Annotated in this window: 17 protein-coding genes; 10 read left to right on the forward strand and 7 right to left on the reverse strand. The window is 64.1% G+C overall.

Annotation, left to right across the window (positions count from 1 at the left end):
* Nucleotides 1-50: 50 nt before the first annotated feature.
* Nucleotides 51-761 carry a Crp/Fnr family transcriptional regulator gene (locus ML401_RS30370; RefSeq protein ID WP_194404286.1) on the forward strand — a complete coding sequence of 237 codons (711 nt, stop codon included), beginning with the start codon at nt 51-53 and terminating at the stop codon, nt 759-761.
* A gap of 111 nt (nt 762-872) precedes the next feature.
* On the opposite strand, the gene ML401_RS30375 is transcribed toward ML401_RS30370, so the two are convergent.
* Nucleotides 873-1,070 (reverse strand): DUF1858 domain-containing protein, encoded by a 198-nt coding sequence (locus ML401_RS30375; protein ID WP_028138343.1) that lies wholly within the window; start codon nt 1,068-1,070, stop codon nt 873-875.
* A 133-nt stretch (nt 1,071-1,203) separates the two neighbouring features.
* Nucleotides 1,204-2,556: an oxygen-independent coproporphyrinogen III oxidase gene (hemN, locus tag ML401_RS30380; RefSeq protein WP_259216433.1), complete on the reverse strand. Its 1,353-nt coding sequence runs from the start codon at nt 2,554-2,556 to the stop codon at nt 1,204-1,206.
* Nucleotides 2,557-2,767: 211 nt separating this feature from the next.
* On the opposite strand from hemN, the gene ML401_RS30385 reads away from it, so the two are divergent.
* From ML401_RS30385 to ML401_RS30400, 4 genes are all read left to right on the forward strand, one after another.
* Nucleotides 2,768-2,968, forward strand: a complete 201-nt coding sequence (locus ML401_RS30385; RefSeq protein ID WP_259216432.1) for a hypothetical protein — start codon at nt 2,768-2,770, stop codon at nt 2,966-2,968.
* Between the two features lie 25 nt (nt 2,969-2,993).
* Nucleotides 2,994-3,797, forward strand: coding sequence for a copper chaperone PCu(A)C (locus ML401_RS30390; protein ID WP_376717323.1), 804 nt, complete (start codon nt 2,994-2,996; stop codon nt 3,795-3,797).
* Nucleotides 3,798-3,992: 195 nt separating this feature from the next.
* A complete protein-coding gene (gene nirK / locus ML401_RS30395; protein ID WP_211416002.1) occupies nt 3,993-5,090 on the forward strand; it encodes a copper-containing nitrite reductase in 1,098 nt (365 codons plus the stop codon).
* Between the two features lie 51 nt (nt 5,091-5,141).
* Nucleotides 5,142-6,020 (forward strand): SUMF1/EgtB/PvdO family nonheme iron enzyme, encoded by an 879-nt coding sequence (locus ML401_RS30400; RefSeq protein ID WP_212067374.1) that lies wholly within the window; start codon nt 5,142-5,144, stop codon nt 6,018-6,020.
* A gap of 34 nt (nt 6,021-6,054) precedes the next feature.
* Here the strand turns inward: ML401_RS30400 and ML401_RS30405 are convergent, their stop codons facing one another.
* From ML401_RS30405 to ML401_RS30415, 3 genes are read right to left on the reverse strand one after another with little or no spacing between them, the layout of a single operon-like run.
* Nucleotides 6,055-6,690, reverse strand: a complete 636-nt coding sequence (locus tag ML401_RS30405) for a GNAT family N-acetyltransferase (protein WP_212067375.1) — start codon at nt 6,688-6,690, stop codon at nt 6,055-6,057.
* A gap of 22 nt (nt 6,691-6,712) precedes the next feature.
* On the reverse strand, nt 6,713-7,363 hold the full coding sequence (locus tag ML401_RS30410) for a 3-oxoacid CoA-transferase subunit B (protein ID WP_027532494.1): 651 nt from the start codon (nt 7,361-7,363) through the stop codon (nt 6,713-6,715).
* Between the two features lie 15 nt (nt 7,364-7,378).
* On the reverse strand, nt 7,379-8,086 hold the full coding sequence (locus ML401_RS30415; RefSeq protein ID WP_018317833.1) for a CoA transferase subunit A: 708 nt from the start codon (nt 8,084-8,086) through the stop codon (nt 7,379-7,381).
* Nucleotides 8,087-8,373: 287 nt separating this feature from the next.
* Here ML401_RS30415 and ML401_RS30420 point away from each other — a divergent pair, with 287 nt between their 5' ends.
* Nucleotides 8,374-10,260, forward strand: coding sequence for an AsmA family protein (locus ML401_RS30420; RefSeq protein WP_212067376.1), 1,887 nt, complete (start codon nt 8,374-8,376; stop codon nt 10,258-10,260).
* Between the two features lie 126 nt (nt 10,261-10,386).
* On the opposite strand, the gene dctA is transcribed toward ML401_RS30420, so the two are convergent.
* Nucleotides 10,387-11,772: a C4-dicarboxylate transporter DctA gene (dctA, locus tag ML401_RS30425; protein ID WP_211415999.1), complete on the reverse strand. Its 1,386-nt coding sequence runs from the start codon at nt 11,770-11,772 to the stop codon at nt 10,387-10,389.
* Nucleotides 11,773-11,824: 52 nt separating this feature from the next.
* On the reverse strand, nt 11,825-12,898 hold the full coding sequence (locus ML401_RS30430) for a 4-oxalomesaconate tautomerase (RefSeq protein WP_211415998.1): 1,074 nt from the start codon (nt 12,896-12,898) through the stop codon (nt 11,825-11,827).
* Between the two features lie 118 nt (nt 12,899-13,016).
* Between ML401_RS30430 and ML401_RS30435 the strand changes: the two genes are divergently transcribed.
* The 4 genes from ML401_RS30435 (at nt 13,017) to ML401_RS30450 (ending at nt 17,408) form a co-directional block, all read left to right on the forward strand.
* Nucleotides 13,017-13,997, forward strand: a complete 981-nt coding sequence (locus tag ML401_RS30435; RefSeq protein WP_212067378.1) for a LysR family transcriptional regulator — start codon at nt 13,017-13,019, stop codon at nt 13,995-13,997.
* Between the two features lie 195 nt (nt 13,998-14,192).
* The gene (locus ML401_RS30440; protein WP_194404295.1) at nt 14,193-15,578 is read left to right on the forward strand and encodes an ABC transporter substrate-binding protein; all 1,386 of its coding nucleotides are present in this window, start codon (nt 14,193-14,195) and stop codon (nt 15,576-15,578) included.
* Between the two features lie 94 nt (nt 15,579-15,672).
* Nucleotides 15,673-16,545: a carbohydrate ABC transporter permease gene (locus ML401_RS30445; RefSeq protein WP_194404296.1), complete on the forward strand. Its 873-nt coding sequence runs from the start codon at nt 15,673-15,675 to the stop codon at nt 16,543-16,545.
* Nucleotides 16,542-17,408: a carbohydrate ABC transporter permease gene (locus ML401_RS30450; protein ID WP_194404297.1), complete on the forward strand. Its 867-nt coding sequence runs from the start codon at nt 16,542-16,544 to the stop codon at nt 17,406-17,408. The genes ML401_RS30445 and ML401_RS30450 overlap by 4 nt, the downstream gene beginning before the upstream one ends.
* The last annotated feature ends 11 nt before the right edge of the window (nt 17,409-17,419 follow it).

Here is a 17,419-nt window from a genome sequence, read left to right on the forward strand (position 1 = left end):
CTGTCGGACGATTGCAGGTGCCATCACACTCCCAGTGCCAAGGAGGCAGAATGGCCAAGGTCGACACATCGCTGGTTGCGCATTTGCCGCTGTTTGCCGGGGTCACGCCGGAAGCTCTGGACGAGATCCTGCGCGAGGCCCGTTCGGCGCGATATCCCAAGAACAGCGCCATCTTCGAGCAGGGCGCGGACGCACAGTCCTTTTTCCTGCTGCTGCACGGCCACGTCCGCGCGGCCAAGACCACGCCGACCGGCGAGCAGATCGTGGTGCGCTACGTCGCGCCCGGCGAGACCTTCGGGCTCGCCATGGCGATCGGGGCCGCGCGATATCCGGCGACCGCAATCGCGGTCGACGACAGCGTCGTGCTGATCTGGCCGACCTCGGCCTGGCCGCGGCTGGTCGAGCGATTTCCTTCGCTGGCCGCCAACACGCTCCAGACCGTCGGCACGCGCCTCCAGGAGAGCCACACCCGCATCCTGGAAATGTCGACGCAGCAGGTCGAGCAGCGCGTCGCGCATGCGCTGCTGCGCCTCGCCAAGCAATCCGGCAAGAAGCTCGACCACGGCATCGAGATCGATTTCCCGATCAGCCGCCAGGACATCGCGCAGATGACCGGCACCACACTGCACACCGTCAGCCGCATCCTGAGCGGCTGGGAGAGCCAGGGCCTCGTCGAGAGCGGCCGCCAGCGCATCATCCTGCGCGACCCGCACGGGATCGTCGTGTTGGCGGAACGGAACGCAGACAGCGGGGCGGTGTGACGGGCGCACCAAGGCGCCTCCGTCCAGGATAGGGGTGGGGGCCTTCCGCTTACGGCGAAAGCCGCCCCTCACCCGAGAATCCGCGCGCGCCCGCGCGAATTCCAGACCGTTTCACGCCGGCACGCAATCAACCAGCGCGGCGAGGAATTTTTCGCGGTCGATGCCATGCTCGCGGCAGGCATCATCCACCGTGTGGAAGGTTGCGATCGGGCAACCGACACAGGCCAGTTTGAAGGCCAGAAACACGCGGATCGTGTGCGGCGCCGTGCGCATGATGTCATCGACCAGATCGTCGGATCCAAAGGACATGGACAACTCCGTTCCGATACGACAATAGCGGAAGGGCGCGGAGTTTCTTTGTGGAAGCGCAAGCTGGCGCTGCTTCTCTCCACCGTCATTCCAGGTGCGACCAAGTCGCGAATCCGGAATGGCGGAGAGAGGATTACACAGCCCGGCTGTGCAGTTGCTTCGCCGGATTGAGATGCGCGTCGAACGCGGCGGCGACGCTGCGGACCAGGAAGCGCGAGTCTTTTGCGACTGCGAGGCGATTGCCCTCCAGCCTTACGACGCCGTCGGAGATCAGCGGCTTCAAACGCGCCGCCGAGTTCAGCATCGCCCCGGCCTCGGCGCCATGGCGCGCGCAGATGTCGCCGAGGTCGGCGCTGAACTCGCACATGATACGTTCGATGATGTCGGCGCGCAGCCGGTCGTCGTCGGTGAGCCCGTAGCCCTTCGCGGTGGCGGGACGGCCGGCGGCGATGCTCTGCGCATAGGCGCCGATCTGCACCTCGTTCTGAACGTAACCTTGCGGCAAATGGCCGATCGCGCTCGCGCCGAAGCCGAGCAGGACTTCACCCTTGTCGGTGGTGTAGCCCTGAAAGTTGCGCCGCAACGTCCGCTCTTCGAAGGCCACCGCCATGGAATCGTTGGGCCGCGCGAAATGATCGAGCCCGATCTGCACGTAGCCGGCCTCCTTCAGCGCATTGGCGATCGCGCAGGCCTGGTCGTGGCGCGCGAGGCCGTCAGGCAGCACGCCCTCGTTGATCATGCGCTGGTGCTTCTTGAATTCGGGCACATGGGCGTAACCGAACACGGAGAAGCGGTCGGGCGCGAGGCTGAGGCTGCGCCGAACCGTATCCAGGCACGATGCGACGGTCTGGTGCGGCAAGCCGTAGATCAGGTCAAAATTGATTCCGACGATGCCGGCGTGCCGAAGCTGCTCGACTACGGACGCCGTCTGCTCGAAGCTTTGCACCCTATTGATCGCCCGTTGCACCACGGGATCGAAGCTCTGCACGCCAAGGCTCGCGCGGTTGACGCCGGAGAGCCGCATCGCCTCGACCATGTCGGCGGTCAATGTGCGGGGATCGATCTCGACCGCGACCTCGGCCGAAGGCAGCACGAAGAACTTCTGACGCATCGTCGCCATCAACTCGGCGAAAGCCTCCGGCATCATGATCGTCGGCGTGCCCCCGCCGAAATGGATGTGCTCCACCTTGATGCGGCGGCCGATGGTTTCGGCGACCTGCACGATCTCGTTGCGCAGGGTCCGCTGATAGCCGGCGATGAGCTCGTCGCGGCGGACGATCTGGGTGTGACAACCGCAATACCAGCACATCTCACGGCAGAACGGGACGTGGAGATAGAGCGAGGCGCTGGCGCTCGCCGGTAACTCGGCCAGCCACCGGCCGTAGGTGTCCGGACCGATCGCTTTTGAGAAATGCGGTGCGGTCGGGTAGCTCGTATAGCGTGGCAATCGTTCTTCGCCGTAGCTCGCCGCGAGATCAGCTCTCATATCTTACCCATTCGTAAATTTCGGCCGTGTGCAGACGTCACGGCAAATCACGGAATGCACTCCACTAACCCGGATCCGAGGGGGCGACCTTGCGCTCGCGCAAAGTCGGCCCGGGAGGAGGCGCGCGCCGGAGGTTGCGCTCGCGCAAAGCGCAGCGGCCGGTTCCGGGCCATGATCATTGAAATTGGCACGACATCCGGAGCATTTGCCCATGAGGCTTCTCGTCCTCGAACTGATTTTCTCCCTGCTCGACGTCCGCGGCCATATCCCGCGTTTCGACGACTTCCGGCCGGCCCCGGTCGCACCGGCTCCGGCCGGCACCGCGCGCGCTCTGGCCGCCGTCATCGCTGTCCTCGCCGTGCTGTCGCTGGCGATCTGGGCGGTGGTCTGGCTTGCCACACATCTCTTCTAGTCACGTCCTGTCCAGGGCCCCGATCATGATCTCATCCAAGCGCGCGGTCGCCTGCGCCATCATCCTAACATGCCTTGTCGGGTCGCCTGCCCTCGCCGCCGACACGACCAGCGGCGATCTCGTCATCAGCAAGGCGTGGAGCCGGGCAACGCCCGGCGGAGCCAAGGTCGCTGGCGGCTATCTGACGATCGAGAACAGGGGCGACGCGCCGGAGCGGCTGCAGGCTGCATCGGCCATCCATGCGCTTCGAACCGAGATCCACGAGATGACCGTCAACGACGGCATCATGACCATGCGCCCGCTCGACAAGGGGCTTGTCATCGCACCCGGACAAGTCATCACGCTGGCGCCCGGCGGCGGACACCTGATGTTCATAGGCCTCGACGTGCCGCTGCATGCCGGCGACCAGATGCCGGTGAAGCTGTCGTTCGAGCGCGCCGGAGACGTGAACGTGACGCTGGATGTGCAGGCCATGGGCGCACAGGCGCCCGCAAGCACGGAGAGCACCGCTGCGACGGAGCCTGCGCATCGCGCGGAGCAGGCGACGGCGGTCCCACCCGCGGCGACATCCGACGCAGACGAAAGCTTCTTCACGCATCTCCATGCTGAAAAGGCCATGGCCAACGTCACGGTCTCTCCCGGACGCGCCGGCCCGGTGGAGATCGCAATCCAGCTCGAAGATGCCAACGAACTGCCCCTGAGTGCGGATGCGGTTGCGGTCACGCTCGGCAATCCCGAGCATGGCGTGGCGCCGATCACCGCAAATGCCGAGCGCATCAGTCATGATCAGTGGCGAGTCAGGATGTCGGCACCACTGTCCGGCCGCTGATCGCTCGGCCTCGACATCCGCATCACGCCATTGGATGCGGTTAACGTGGTGTCACCGATCCTGCTCCGTTAAGACACCTACGTACTGTTGCGGAACCGAATCCGGCAAAACCTTGTCGCAGCGCAAACACTCTTGCCGCGGTTGGCGCACAGTGCATCCCGTCATCAAAACCTTTCCAGATGAAGGATGCTTACGATGTTCACCCGCAGAGTCGCATTGATCAGCGCCGCAGCGACCGCTCTGATGCTGGCGACCCCCGCCTTGGCTGCCGACGATCTCAAGCTGCCGCGCCAGAAGGTCGAGCTGGTCGCTCCGCCCTTCGTGCATGCGCATGAGCAGGCGACCAAGCAAGGCCCCAAGATCATCGAGTTCAAGCTCACGATCGAGGAGAAGAAGGTCGTCATCGACGAGAAGGGCACCACTTTCCAGGCGATGACCTTCAACGGCTCGATGCCGGGCCCGCTGATGGTCGTGCATGAGGGCGACTACGTCGAGACGACGCTGGTCAATCCCGCGACCAACACCATGCCGCACAACATCGACTTCCATTCCGCGACCGGCGCGCTCGGCGGCGGCGCGCTCACCCTGATCAATCCCGGCGAGCAGGTCGTGCTGCGCTGGAAGGCGACCAAGACCGGCGTGTTCGTCTATCACTGCGCCCCGGGCGGCCCGATGATCCCCTGGCACGTCGTCTCCGGCATGAACGGCGCTGTGATGGTGCTGCCGCGCGAGGGCCTGAACGACGGCAAGGGCCACGCGCTGAAGTACGACAAGGTCTATTACATCGGCGAGCAGGACATGTACGTGCCACGCGACGAGAAGGGCAACTTCAAGTCCTACGACTCGCCGGGTGAAGCCTTCACCGACACTGAAGAGGTGATGAAGAAGCTGATCCCGACCCACGTCGTGTTCAACGGCAAGGCCGGCGCGCTCACCGGCAAGAACGCCCTGACCGCCAATGTCGGCGAGAACGTGCTGATCGTGCATTCGCAGGCCAATCGCGACAGCCGTCCGCATCTGATCGGCGGTCATGGCGACTATGTCTGGGAGACCGGCAAGTTCGGCAATGCACCTGAGGTCGGGCTCGAGACCTGGTTCATCCGCGGCGGCTCGGCAGGAGCTGCGCTGTACAAGTTCCAGCAGCCCGGCATCTACGCCTATGTCACGCACAATCTGATCGAAGCCGCAGACCTCGGTGCCACCGCGCACTTCAAGGTCGAAGGCAAGTGGAACGACGATCTGATGACCCAGGTGAAGGCACCTGCCGAAATACCGGCTCCCAAGACCAACTAAACGCGACAAGGGGCCGGTCATCACCGGCCCCTTCTTCTTCAGGGAATGACCATGCTGATCGCATTCAAGCTCAAAATGGCCCTCGCCTGCGTCGCCGGACTCGCGGGGCCGATCGCGATGGCGCCGCTGGTTTCGACCGTGGCGGTCCGCGGCACGGCCGGGGAGCCTGCGATCGTCAGCGTCGCGCCGGGCAGCCTGTCCTATCGCGAGGCCGGCGACTTCACGCGCGCCGGACAGCAGGCGGAAGCACCGCTGCGCGCGATGCGCGTCGACCGACCGCTGCACATCATGCGAAACCAGGTCTCGTCATCCGATTATCAGCTCTGCGTGCAGGACGGCGCCTGCCGCGCGCTCGATCGCGACGTGGCGGTTGCCCCCGATCGCCCCGCGGTGCAGGTGAACTGGCATGACGCCGAGGCCTATGCGGGCTGGCTGTCGCGCAAGACCGGCCGCCATTACCGCCTGCCCAGCGATGCCGAATGGGCCTTTGCCGCCGGCTCCAGATTCAAGGACGATGGCGTAGCAGTCGATGCGAACGATCCTTCGAAGCGCTGGATCAGCCGCTATGAGCGCGAATCCGAACGCGACCTCTCCGACACCACGGCCTATCCGTTCGGTAAGTTCGGCCCGAACGAGCACGGCGTTGAAGATCTCGCCGGCAACGTCTGGGAGTGGACCTCGACCTGCTTCGTGCGCTCGCGCGTCGACGAAGCAGGCAATGCCGGTCGCCCCACCGTGAATTGCGGCGTGCGCGTCGCCGAGGGCGCGCACCGCGCCTATGTCACCGATTTCATCCGCGACGCCCGCGCCGGCGGCTGCGCCCAAGGGGTGCCACCAGCCAATCTCGGCTTCCGCCTGGTGCGCGAAGAGACTTCGTGGGTCGCGAGCGTGTCGGCGCGCTGGAGCAAGGTATGGTCGGCGAGGTCGTAGTCTATTAGCGCGCTATCTTCCGCACCACGGCTTCTCAAATCGTCCGCGCGAACATGCGAAAGCCGGGCGCGCCGATGATCGTCTCGAAAGCGGGATCGTGCTTTTCCTCCGCGAAGGCAAAGCCCGCCTTCGCGTAGGCGCGTTCGGCCGGCTCGTTGCCGATCAGGAACGAGATCGTGGCCCGCCCAAATCCGGCCGCGCGGCCCTTGTCGAGCGCATGCGCAATCAACGCCGGCACCAGACCACGGCCACGATAGGCGGGGTCGGTCGCGACATGCTCGATCATCCAGTCGCCCTCGCCGCCCTGGACCCAGCAGGCCCGCGTATAGGCGCCGCGTCGGCGGATCGCATCCAGCTCCGTCTCAGACAGCCCGGTTGCAGCCCCGACTTCCGCGATCGCGCTCCAGGCTGCAGGTCCGGTACCGGCTGCGGGCAGCGCGCACAGCGCCACGGCCGGCTTGCCATCGACCTCGGCGATCAGGAATTGCGAGACGTGCCACATCGACACGGCCTGCGCGACCGCGATGCGCGCGATGAAGTCGCGGCATTGCGCTTCGGGCCAGCCGAGCGCGACGTCGAACCAACCGCGCGGCCGATAGCCGCGCTGCGACGACAGGATGGTTCGAGCGATGAAGCCGGCGTCTTCGGGACGCGCCGACCGTACCGTCATGCGCGCCCCCTTTGCGAAGACCTCAGGTGTTCTTCAGCGCGACGCGGAATTCGGCTTCGGTCTTGGACTTGACCTCGTCGAGCGTGACGCCGTCGGCGAGCTCGATCAGGGCCATGCCGCCGTCGCCGTGCTTGTCGATGGTGAAGACGGCGAGATCCGTGACGACCATGTCGACCACACGCTCGCCGGTCAGCGGCAGATTACATTTCTTCAGGAGCTTCGGGCCATCCTTGGCCGAGTGCTCCATCACCACGACGACGCGCTTGACGCCCGCGACGAGGTCCATCGCGCCGCCCATGCCCTTGACCATCTTGCCGGGAATCATCCAGTTGGCGAGATCGCCGTTCTGGGCCACCTGCATGGCGCCGAGGATCGACAGATCCATGTGGCCGCCGCGGATCATGCCGAAGGAATCCGCGCTCGAGAAATACGAGGTCGACGGCAGTTCGCTCACCGTCTGCTTGCCGGCATTGATGAGATCGGCATCCACCTCGTCCTCATAGGGGAACGGTCCCATGCCGAGCATGCCGTTCTCGCTCTGCAGGCTGACGTCGACACCATCCGGAATGTAGTTCGAGACCAGCGTCGGGATGCCGATGCCGAGATTGACGTAATAGCCGTCGCGCAATTCCTTCGCGGCGCGCGCGGCCATCTGTTCACGGGTCCAGGCCATCTTCGTCTCCTGATCTCAAGCTGCCGTGCGCGGGCGTGTGTTGCGGAATTCGATGCGCTTCTTGGCCGTGCCGACCTCGACGATGCGCTTCACGAAGATGCCGGGCGTGTGGATGTGGTCGGGGTTGAGTTCACCGGCCGGAACCAGATGCTCGACCTCGGCCACCGTGATCTTGGCGGCGGTCGCCATCATCGGGTTAAAGTTGCGCGCGGTCTTGCGGTAGATGAGGTTGCCGGCCGTGTCGCCCTTCCAGGCATGCACGATGGCGAGGTCGGCGAACAGGCCGCGTTCCATCAGATACTTCTCGCCGTCGAATTCCTTCACTTCCTTGCCTTCGGCGATCAGCGTGCCGACGCCGGTCTTGGTGTAGAAGGCCGGAATGCCGGCGCCGCCGGCGCGGATGCGCTCGGCGAGCGTGCCCTGCGGATTGAATTCGAGTTCCAGCTCGCCGGCGAGGAATTGCTGGGCGAACAGCTTGTTCTCGCCGACATAGGACGAGATCATCTTCTTGATCTGCCGGGTTTCCAACAGGCGGCTGAGGCCGATGCCGTCGACGCCGGCATTGTTGGAGACCACCGTCAGACCCTTGACGCCGGACTCGCGGATTGCATCCGACAGCTCCTCGGCGATGCCGCAGAGGCCGAAACCTCCCGACATGATCATCATGTTGTCTTTCAAAATGCCTGACAGAGCCGACTTGGCGTCGGGATAGACCTTGTTCATGCAAATAACCTTCGACTGAACCTGCGGCTTGGAGGCGTCGCGCCCTATTGGCGGCGATTATTAGGCGAAATCCTCCAAAGCCGTCAATGATACGGGGTTCTCCGCACCGCGCCCGGGTGATAGAAGCTGCCCACGCCGTGGGCAGAACCGTCCGCGGCCTTGAAAGCGACAAGAAAACCCATCAAGTTGCAGGACTTAACATAATAGGGCTTGGGCGTGGGCACGCAGGTTTCCCGACCCGCCCTTCTGGCTCCAACGACCAACCCGATCAGGACATGCCATTGACCATGGCCCAAGGAATGAAGCGCCTCGGGACGCCGATCGCGGCGCTGCTCGGCGTGGCGCTGATCGCCCTGATCGCGACCTCCTGGCTCATCAACCGCGACGCGCTGCGCAAGGCGGTCGAAGCGCAGATCCGCGACGTTACCGGCCTCGAGCTCAATGTCGCGGGCAGCATCGACATCTCGGTGCTGCCCGCGAGCTACATCTCCTTCCACGACGTCGGCCTCAAGGGCGGCGGCACCAGCGATTCCGCGCTCCATGTCGACGTGCTCACCGCCAATCTGCGGCTGCTGCCGCTCTTGCTGCAACGGTTCGAGATCGCCGACCTGACGCTGCTGCGGCCGCGTATCCATGTCAGCCTGAAGCCGGACGGCGAGAGCAACTGGACGCCCTTCATCCAGACCATCGCGCGCACCATGAAGCCCGGGGCCGAGAACCAGGTCTCGTTCTCCGAAATCCGGATCCAGGACGGCGTGCTCGAATACGAGGACGCCGCCACCCACGCCACCGAGCAATTCGACGACATCGACCTGTCGCTGGCCTGGCCCTCGATCTCGCGCTCCTTCGCCGCGACGGGACAGTTCGACTGGCGCGGCGAGCGCGTCGACGGCTCGATCAGCTTTTCCGATTTCGTCGCCGCTTTGTCCGGCGAGCGCTCGGGGTTGAAGGCACGGATCGCCAGTGCGCCGCTCAAGCTCGCCTTCGACGGCAGCGTCGCCAACCGCACCAGCCCGATGATGGAGGGCACGCTGACGATCGACAGCCCCTCCTTGCGCAACGCGCTGCGCTGGGCCGGGCAGCCGCAGCCCGCCAGCGGCGGCTTCGGCCGTTTTGCGCTGAAGGCCCGCGCCAACGTCGTCGGCCCCTCGATCGCGCTTACCAACGTCAATGTCGAACTCGACGGCAACGCCGCCGAGGGTGTCATGACCTACGCCAATAACGGCCGGCAGACGCTGCAGGCGACGCTCGCCGCCGACGCGCTCGACTTCACGCCTTACATCTCCACCTTCCGCCTGCTCGCGAGCGGGGCGCGCGACTGGAACAGGCAGCTGTTCGATCTCCAGGGATTGTCGACCACCGACCTCGACATGCGCCTGTCGGCAGCCAAGCTGACGGTCGGGCCGACCAAGCTCGGCCGTACCGCGATCGGCGCCAATTTGCGCAACGGCACGCTGGCGCTCTCGGTCGGCGAGGCCCAGGTCTATGGCGGGATCGCCAAGGGCTCGTTCGGTATCGCGCGCACCGACGCCGTCGCCGACATCAAGGCGCAATTCCAGTTCACCGACGTCGATCTCCAGGCCTGCGCCACCGAATTGTTCGGCCTCAACAAGCTGTCCGGTCGCGGCAACATCAACGTGTCGCTGTTCGCCTCGGGCTCGAGCCCGTTTGGCCTCGTCCAGTCGCTCGACGGCAGCGCGACGGTCACCGGGCACGACGGCGCGATCTCGGGCTTCAACGCCGAGCAGCTCCTGAAGCGCCTGGAGCGGCGACCTCTGTCGGGCGGCGGCAATTTCCGCAACGGGTCGACGCCGTACAACAATCTCACCATCGCGGTGAAATTCTCCGATGGCATCGCCACCGCCGAGGACATCCGTATTGAAGGGCCGTCGGCGAAGATCACGCTGACCGGCACCGCCTCGGTGCCGACGCGCGAATACGACATGAAGGGCGTGGCAAGCCTCAATACGACGTCCGGCTTTCAATTGCCCTTCATGGTGCAGGGTCCCTGGGACGATCCGCTGATCTTCCCCGACCCTGAGAGCCTGATCCGGCAATCGCCCGCGGCGTCCCCCTTCCTCGATCTGCTGAAGCAGCGCATTACGGGCGGCGGAAAGCGTCCCGAGGGATCGCCGACGGCCGAGAATGCCAAGGAAAGCGCCAAGTCCAACTGATCCATGATCTGGACAGTGCGCGCCGGCTCTCCGAAAAGATCGTGTCCAAACGCCATCTGAAGCGCGATGACGATTCATCGTCATCGCGCTTAGGAAAGGTGACATCGCTCTCTCGGCTTGGCGGCCTCAAGCGGCCGATTGCGTCGTCGAAATCCAGCTTTTGTCCTCCCGCACCAGCGGGGCGGCAGCGATCCTCGGTGCGGTCGCGATCGCAGGCGTGCTGCCCTGGCCCAGTTCGCGGTCCAAGACCTCGCGGTCACAGGCGTTCTCCCACAGCGAAATCGTGATGGACGCGACACAATTGCTGATCATGCTGGTCAGCGCCCGCGCCTCCGACATGAAGCGGTCGATGCCGACAAGCAGCGCCACGCCGGTCACAGGCAGATCCGGCATCACCGAAAGCGTCGCGACCAGCGCAACGAAGCCGCTGCCGGTGACGCCAGCCGCTCCCTTGGAGGTCAGCAGCATCAATCCGAGCATCGCCGCGATCTGGCCCCAGGACAGATGGATGTCGCAGGCCTGCGCGATGAACAGAGACGCCAGGGTGAGATAGATGGCGCTGCCGTCCAGATTGAAGGAATAGCCCATCGGCAGCACCAGGCCCGAGACCCCCTTGCGACACCCGAGCTGCTCCAGCTTGCGCAGCGCGCCAGGGAGCGCTGGCTCCGAGGATGACGTGCCGAGCACGATCAGCAATTCTTCCTTGAAGTAGCGGATGGTCTTCCACAGGCTGAAGCCGTTCAGCCGCGCCAGCGTACCCAGCACGACCACCACGAATACGGAGCAGGCGATATAGAAGGTCAGGATCAATAGTCCGAGCGAGCCGATCGAACGGATGCCGTAGCGGCCCACCGTGAACGCCATGGCACCGAAGGCGCCGAGCGGCGCGAGCTTCATGATGAAGCCGAACGACACGAACAGCACGTGAGAGAACGAGGCGACTGCCTTTGTCACCACGACACCCCCATCGCCGGCACGGCTGAGGCCGAAGGCGATCAGGATGGAGATCAGCAGGACCGGCAGCACTTCACCATCGGCGAACGCGCCAAAGAACGAATGCGGGATGATGTGCAGCATGAAGTCCGCAAATCCGGTCGCACCGGCCTGCTTGGTGAACTTCGCGGCCACCGACGGATCCAGCGTGCTGACGGAGACATGCATGCCAGCGCCGGGCTGGATCAGGGACACGGCGACGAGCCCGGCCAACAGCGCGAGCACGGTCAGCAGATAGAACAGCGCCATGGATTTCACGAGCGTGCGGCCGACCTCGCGCGAATCGCTGATGCTGGTGATGCCGCTGACGATGGTGCAGAACACGATCGGCGCGATCATCATCTTGACCAGCTTGACGAAGCCGTCTCCGAACGGCTTGAGCGCGGCGCCGAATTCGGGCCAGAAATGGCCCGTGAGGACACCCAGTACGAGGCCAATGAGCACCTGGACGTAGAGAATCCGGTAGAAGGGTTTCCGAGCCTCGGTGCTCGCATGCCCGGCCAGCGCTTCCTTGTGCATCCTCTTGTCTCCCATGGCTCTGTTTTTGTGATGGCTTCGCGGGGCGCGAGCGTCAGGCCGCCAGCACGGAATGAGGCACTTGTGACCGGCGGGCGAAGACGTGGCCCTCGAAGATCCGCCGGGCTGTCCGCAACACCCGGGCAACCGGACCGGGCTCGAGCTTCACCACGAGCTGGCCGGAGGGATGGGCGAGCGTGATCGGCACCGGCGGTGCCAGCGGTCCGACCATCTCTGCAGCGATCGTTCCTGATGTGACGCACGCCGTGGCGATCGCGACCGCGCCGGTCACCGCGAGCGCGCTATGGCAGTCGTGCGGCATGAAGTACCTGACGTTCAACGTCGCCCCGCTCGCGGGCGCAATCAGAACCGGTTTCGGGATCACCATGTTCGCGGGATTGGGAAACCCCATCCGGCGTCCCGCTTCGATCCGCAGGTCTTCGAGACGCGCGCGGAAGCTGCTGTCGGCAAAATCGGAAGGCGCCTCGCGGCCGCTGCATCCCAGATCCGCCGCACGGACCAGCATGACCGGCATCGCCGCATCGAGGCAGGTCACGTCGATTCCGTGGATGCGATCGACCGCTCGTCCCGTCGGCAGCAGACGGCCGGTGCGCGCGCCGGCCGCGTTGGGGAACGACAATTCGATGGGCGCGGCCGTTCCCGGCACGCCGTCGATCCGCGCCTCGCCCTCGTAAGTCACCCGCCCTCCCGGCGTGGCAATCGTCGCGTCGATCAGCTTGCCGGTATTGACGTTGTGGATGCGTACATGCGTGCGATCCGCGGTGGCGGCGACGAGACCGACTTCGATTGCGAACGGCCCCACCGCCGCCAGCATGTTTCCGCAATTCGGCGAGGTATCGACGATGCCTTCCCGAACACGTACCTGGGCAAACAGATAATCGACATCGGCGCCGGGCACCGATGCCGGTCCGACGATCGCGACCTTGTTGATGACGGCATTGCCGCCGCCGATCCCGTCGATTCCGAGATCGTGTCCCCCTCCCATCACGGACAACAGGACAGCGTCGCGTGACCCCGGGTCGGCCGGAAGGTCGCTGGCCAGGAAGAACGGTCCGCGCGAGGTGCCTCCGCGCATGACCACACAGGGAATGGCAATCTGATCGTTCATGGAGCTGTTCCGTTGGCGACAATCTCGCGCAGGCCGGAGCATCCCTCGGCAGAACTCTTTTGTGAAATGCAAATATCTGATGTATTATTTCGGATATCGGTATAATGGGGAGGCCGTAATGAACGCGGAATTGCTCGACCTCAAGGCGTTCATCACCGTGGCGGAGACGGGAAGCTTCGTCCGCACCGCCAAGGCGCTCAACCTGTCGCAACCCGCGCTCAGCCGGCGCATTCAGAAGCTCGAGGAAAGTCTCGGGGCGCCCCTGCTCGAACGGTCGACCCGCCACGTCAATCTCACCATGACCGGCCGTGACTTCCTGCCGAAGGTGCGCCGCCTCATCGACGAGTTCGAGACCTCGGTGCTCGCCATCCAGGACATCGGCGCGCGAAGCTCAGGCCTGGTCTCGGTGGCGGCCGTGCCGACAGCGGTATTCTATTTCCTGCCGCGTGCGATCGGCCGGTTTGCGGAAGCGTATCCGCGCATTCGCATCCGGATTCTCGACATCGGCGCCAATGAGGGATTGGAAGCGGTCGCGCGCGGGGAAGTTGATTTCGGCATCAATTTCATCGGCGCCTCGCATGCCGAGATCGAATTCGAGAAGCTCGTCGAGGATCCCTTCGTGCTGGCCTGCCGTCATGACCATCCGTTGGCGTCGCGCAAGCAGGTCAGCTGGCCGGAGATCGTGCCGCACCGGGTCATCACCGTCGGTCGCAACAGCGGCAATCGCGCGCTGATCGACAATGCACTGGCGCGACACGGGCTGCAGCTGAACTGGTCCTATGAAGTCGCCCACCTCTCCGGTTCGCTTGGCCTGGTCGAGGCGGGTCTCGGCATCGCCGTGCTCCCGAAGCTCGCGACGCCCGCGGCCGGCCATCCGATCATTCACACCATTCGCCTGATCGAGCCGGAAGTGTCGCGGACGATCGGCATCGTGCGCAGGCGCGGGGCGACCCTGTCCCCTCATGCCAGCCAGTTTCTGAAGATGCTGCTGGAGGCATGGCGCTCGCCTGCCCGGACCAGCGGGCAAGGCAGGCCGCGCTCCCGATCTGCCGACACGAGCGCGAATGTCGCTGCGACCGTGCCTCGCGGGAAACGCTGACAAGGCCGGACACCGCGAGGCGAATTGATTGGCATGTATTGATGCGGCCTTTGGATCGATGCGCGAATCCGCAGCCCCACAGCCTCTCTTCAACCGCGACATAGGTCTGACAAGAAGCCGCTAGATCGGATGACGGCCATGCGCTAGTGTTTTATACGACCGGTTAAAAACACCGGCCGTTTGAGGGAGAAAAACGTGAAATCCAAGGTTATTGGCGCAGTATCACTGGCGGTCGCTGCGGCCGGGCTGTTTGCAGCCGCTGCACCCGCATTTGCGCAGCAGAAGACGATCACGGTCTGGTGGGGCAAGGGCTTCTACCGCTCCGAAGACGACGCGTTGATCGAGACGATCAAGAAATTCGAAGCCAAGACCGGCATCAAGGTCGAATTGTCGCAGTATGCGATCCAGGACATGATTCCGAAGACGGTCGCCGCTCTCGATGCCGGCACCGTGCCCGATGTCGCCTATTCCGATTCCTATGACGTCCAGGCGCAGGGCAAGTGGGCCTATGAGGGCAAGCTCGAGGATCTCTCCGACGTCATGGAGCCGATCAAGGGCCGCTTCGTGCAGAACACGCTCGATGCGTCGATCCTCTACAACGACGTCACCAAGAAGAAGGCCTATTACGGCTTTCCGCTGAAACAGCAGAGCATGCACGTCCAGATTTGGAACGACATGCTGGAGAAGGCCGGCTTCAAGCTGAGCGACATTCCGAACGACTGGAGCGGTTACTGGACCTTCTGGTGCGACAAGGTGCAGCCCGCGATCCGCAAGGCGACCGGCCAGCGCATCTATGCCGTCGGCCAGCCGATGGGCGTGGAATCCACCGACGCCTTCCAGTCCTTCTACACCTTCATGGACGCCTACCATGTCAAGCTGGTCGACGATGACGGCAAGCTCACCGTCGACGATCCCAAGGTTCGCGAGAACCTGATCAAGGCGATGAAGGATTACACCGACACCTACATCAAGGGCTGCACGCCGCCGTCCTCCACGACCTGGAAGGATCCCGACAACAACGTCGCCTTCCACAACAAGACCATCGTGATGACCCACAACTTCACGATCTCGATTGCGGCGAAGTGGTTTGAGGATTCCACGAACCAGGCGCTGACGCCCGAGCAGCGCGAGGCCGGCAAGAAGGCCTATGAGCAGGACATCATCACGGCCTCCTTCCCCAAGGCACCGGATGGTTCGACCATCCGCTACCGCTCCGACGTCAAGACCGGACTGGTGTTCACCGCGGCCAAGAACAAGGCCGAGGCCAAGCAGTTCATCAGCTTCCTGCTCCAGGAAGAGAACGTCCGTCCTTACATCGAGGGCGCGCTCGGCCGCTGGTTCCCGGTGACGAAGGAAAGCCAGGAAAGCCCGTTCTGGCAGGCTGACAAGCACCGCAAGGCCGTCTACACCCAGTTCAAGGGCGGCACCGCGGCGTTCGACTTCACCAAGAACTGGAAGTTCACGATTCTCAACAACGAGAACGTGTGGGCGAAGGCGATGAACCGCGTCGTCAGCGAGAAGGTTCCGGTCGACAAAGCCGTCGACGAACTGATCGCCCGCATCAAGCAGGTCGCGGGTTAATTCATCCGCCCCTCTCCCCGCATTGCGGGGAGAGGTGTAAGAACAACACCGGCCGCGTTTCGCGGCCGGCTTCTCTTTGAAGAGTCCAAAAAGAATGGCGATCACGCTCTCAGGCGATCAGGCAGTCCCCGGCCCGCCCCTGTCGTCTCGGCTGACCCCGGCGCAGGTCTGGGGCATCGTGCTGCTCGCGCCCTATCTGCTCGTTTTCCTCGCCTTCGTGGTCTATCCCGTCTGCTACGGGCTCTGGCTGGCGCGGGCCCCCTCGAACTATGTCGCGCTCTATAACGACCCGATCTTCGCGCGCGCTGCGGTCAACACGCTGATCTTCCTGGTCATCGGCATCAACATCAAGATGCTGATCGCGCTGTTCCTGTCCGGCTTCTTCGCCCAGCAGCGCCCCTGGATCAAATGGCTCTCGGTGATCTTCATCCTGCCCTGGGCCGTGCCGTCGATCCCGACCATCCTGTCGGTGCGCTTCATGCTCAATCCCGAATGGGGCATGATCAACCATTTCATCTTCTCCTTCACCGGCGATGACGGCCCGAACTGGCTGAACGATCCGACCGTGGCGCTGACCATGGCGATCGCCGTGCATATCTGGAAGTCTCTGCCGTTCTGGACGCTGATCCTGATCACCGGCCGCCTTGCGATCTCGCACGACCTGTTCGAGGCCGCCGAAGTCGACGGTGCGAGCTGGTGGCAGAAATTCCGCTACATCACCTGGCCGTCGATGCAGACGCTCTACGTCACCTGCACGCTGCTCTCGATGATCTGGACGCTCGGCGACTTCAACAGCGTCTATCTGCTCACCGGCGGCGGCCCGGCCGACCTCACGCACGTGCTGTCGACGCTCGGCATCCGCTATCTCCGGCTCGACCAGCTCTCGCTGGCAATGGCATCCATCGTCTGCGCGATGCCGTTCGTCCTGCCGCTCGTGTACTTCATGATGAAACGGTTGTCCCGATGAAGCTCCCCGGCGTAAGAGAGTTTTCCTGGCGCGAAGTCGGGATCGAAGCGCGGCTCCTGCTGATCGGCATTCCCGTCTTCCTGTGGACGATGATCCCGATCTATCACATGTTCCTGTTCGCGATCTCCCCGAAGGAGGACGCATTCTCGGGCAAGCTGTGGCCGGACCATCCGACGCTGCACAACTTCGAGATCGTGTTCAAGCAGCAGCACTACTTCCTGCGCGATTTCTACGTGCAGTTCTGGAATTCGGTGGTGATTGCGGCGTCCGTCGGCGTGCTGACGCTGTTCATCGCGACCGCGGCTGCGTTCTCGATCTCGCGGCTGAAAGTGCCGGGCGGACGGATCGTGCTGAACCTCGCGCTCTTCACCTATTTCATTCCGGCCGCGTTCCTGGCCGTGCCGATGTACCGGACCATGGGCAATTACGGCCTGCTCAACAATCACTGGTCGCTGATCCTGGCGATGGTGACGATCGCCTCGCCTTACGCCATCTGGGTGCTCAAGCAGGCGTCGGACAAGCTGCCGGTCGAGCTCGACGAGGCCGCGGTGATGGACGGCGCGACGACGCTGCAGATTTTCCGCCTGGTCTATTTGCCGCTGATGATGCCCTCGCTGGTCGCGATCGGCACCTATGCGGTGCTGCTGGCCTGGAACGAATATCTCTACGCGTTCCTGCTGCTCTCCAACGACCGCGAGATCACCCTTCCCGTCGCGCTCGGCAACTTCCTCGCCGCCGATGACTCGCCCTGGGAGCTGCTGATGACCACCGGCTTCATCTACGCGCTGCCGCCGGCCGCGGTCTACTACGCCTTCCGCCGCTACATGGTGGGCGGGCTCACGGCAGGTGCGGTGAAGTCGTAAGCACCAGGTTT

This window comes from Bradyrhizobium sp. 62B (assembly GCF_030272265.2).
Lineage (GTDB): Bacteria > Pseudomonadota > Alphaproteobacteria > Rhizobiales > Xanthobacteraceae > Bradyrhizobium.

Excerpts from the sequence above, each read along its gene's own strand:
- ML401_RS30420 (WP_212067376.1), top strand. The coding sequence starts at position 8,374 with ATGGCCCAAGGAATGAAGCGCCTCGGGACGCCGATCGCGGCGCTGCTC.
- ML401_RS30415 (WP_018317833.1), bottom strand. The coding sequence starts at position 8,086 with ATGAACAAGGTCTATCCCGACGCCAAGTCGGCTCTGTCAGGCATTTTG.
- ML401_RS30390 (WP_376717323.1), top strand. The coding sequence starts at position 2,994 with ATGATCTCATCCAAGCGCGCGGTCGCCTGCGCCATCATCCTAACATGC.
- ML401_RS30450 (WP_194404297.1), top strand. The coding sequence starts at position 16,542 with ATGAAGCTCCCCGGCGTAAGAGAGTTTTCCTGGCGCGAAGTCGGGATC.
- ML401_RS30385 (WP_259216432.1), top strand. The coding sequence starts at position 2,768 with ATGAGGCTTCTCGTCCTCGAACTGATTTTCTCCCTGCTCGACGTCCGC.
- ML401_RS30410 (WP_027532494.1), bottom strand. The coding sequence starts at position 7,363 with ATGGCCTGGACCCGTGAACAGATGGCCGCGCGCGCCGCGAAGGAATTG.
- hemN (WP_259216433.1), bottom strand. The coding sequence starts at position 2,556 with ATGAGAGCTGATCTCGCGGCGAGCTACGGCGAAGAACGATTGCCACGC.
- ML401_RS30430 (WP_211415998.1), bottom strand. The coding sequence starts at position 12,898 with ATGAACGATCAGATTGCCATTCCCTGTGTGGTCATGCGCGGAGGCACC.
- nirK (WP_211416002.1), top strand. The coding sequence starts at position 3,993 with ATGTTCACCCGCAGAGTCGCATTGATCAGCGCCGCAGCGACCGCTCTG.
- ML401_RS30375 (WP_028138343.1), bottom strand. The coding sequence starts at position 1,070 with ATGTCCTTTGGATCCGACGATCTGGTCGATGACATCATGCGCACGGCG.
- ML401_RS30405 (WP_212067375.1), bottom strand. The coding sequence starts at position 6,690 with ATGACGGTACGGTCGGCGCGTCCCGAAGACGCCGGCTTCATCGCTCGA.
- ML401_RS30370 (WP_194404286.1), top strand. The coding sequence starts at position 51 with ATGGCCAAGGTCGACACATCGCTGGTTGCGCATTTGCCGCTGTTTGCC.
- ML401_RS30445 (WP_194404296.1), top strand. The coding sequence starts at position 15,673 with ATGGCGATCACGCTCTCAGGCGATCAGGCAGTCCCCGGCCCGCCCCTG.
- ML401_RS30435 (WP_212067378.1), top strand. The coding sequence starts at position 13,017 with ATGAACGCGGAATTGCTCGACCTCAAGGCGTTCATCACCGTGGCGGAG.
- dctA (WP_211415999.1), bottom strand. The coding sequence starts at position 11,772 with ATGCACAAGGAAGCGCTGGCCGGGCATGCGAGCACCGAGGCTCGGAAA.
- ML401_RS30400 (WP_212067374.1), top strand. The coding sequence starts at position 5,142 with ATGCTGATCGCATTCAAGCTCAAAATGGCCCTCGCCTGCGTCGCCGGA.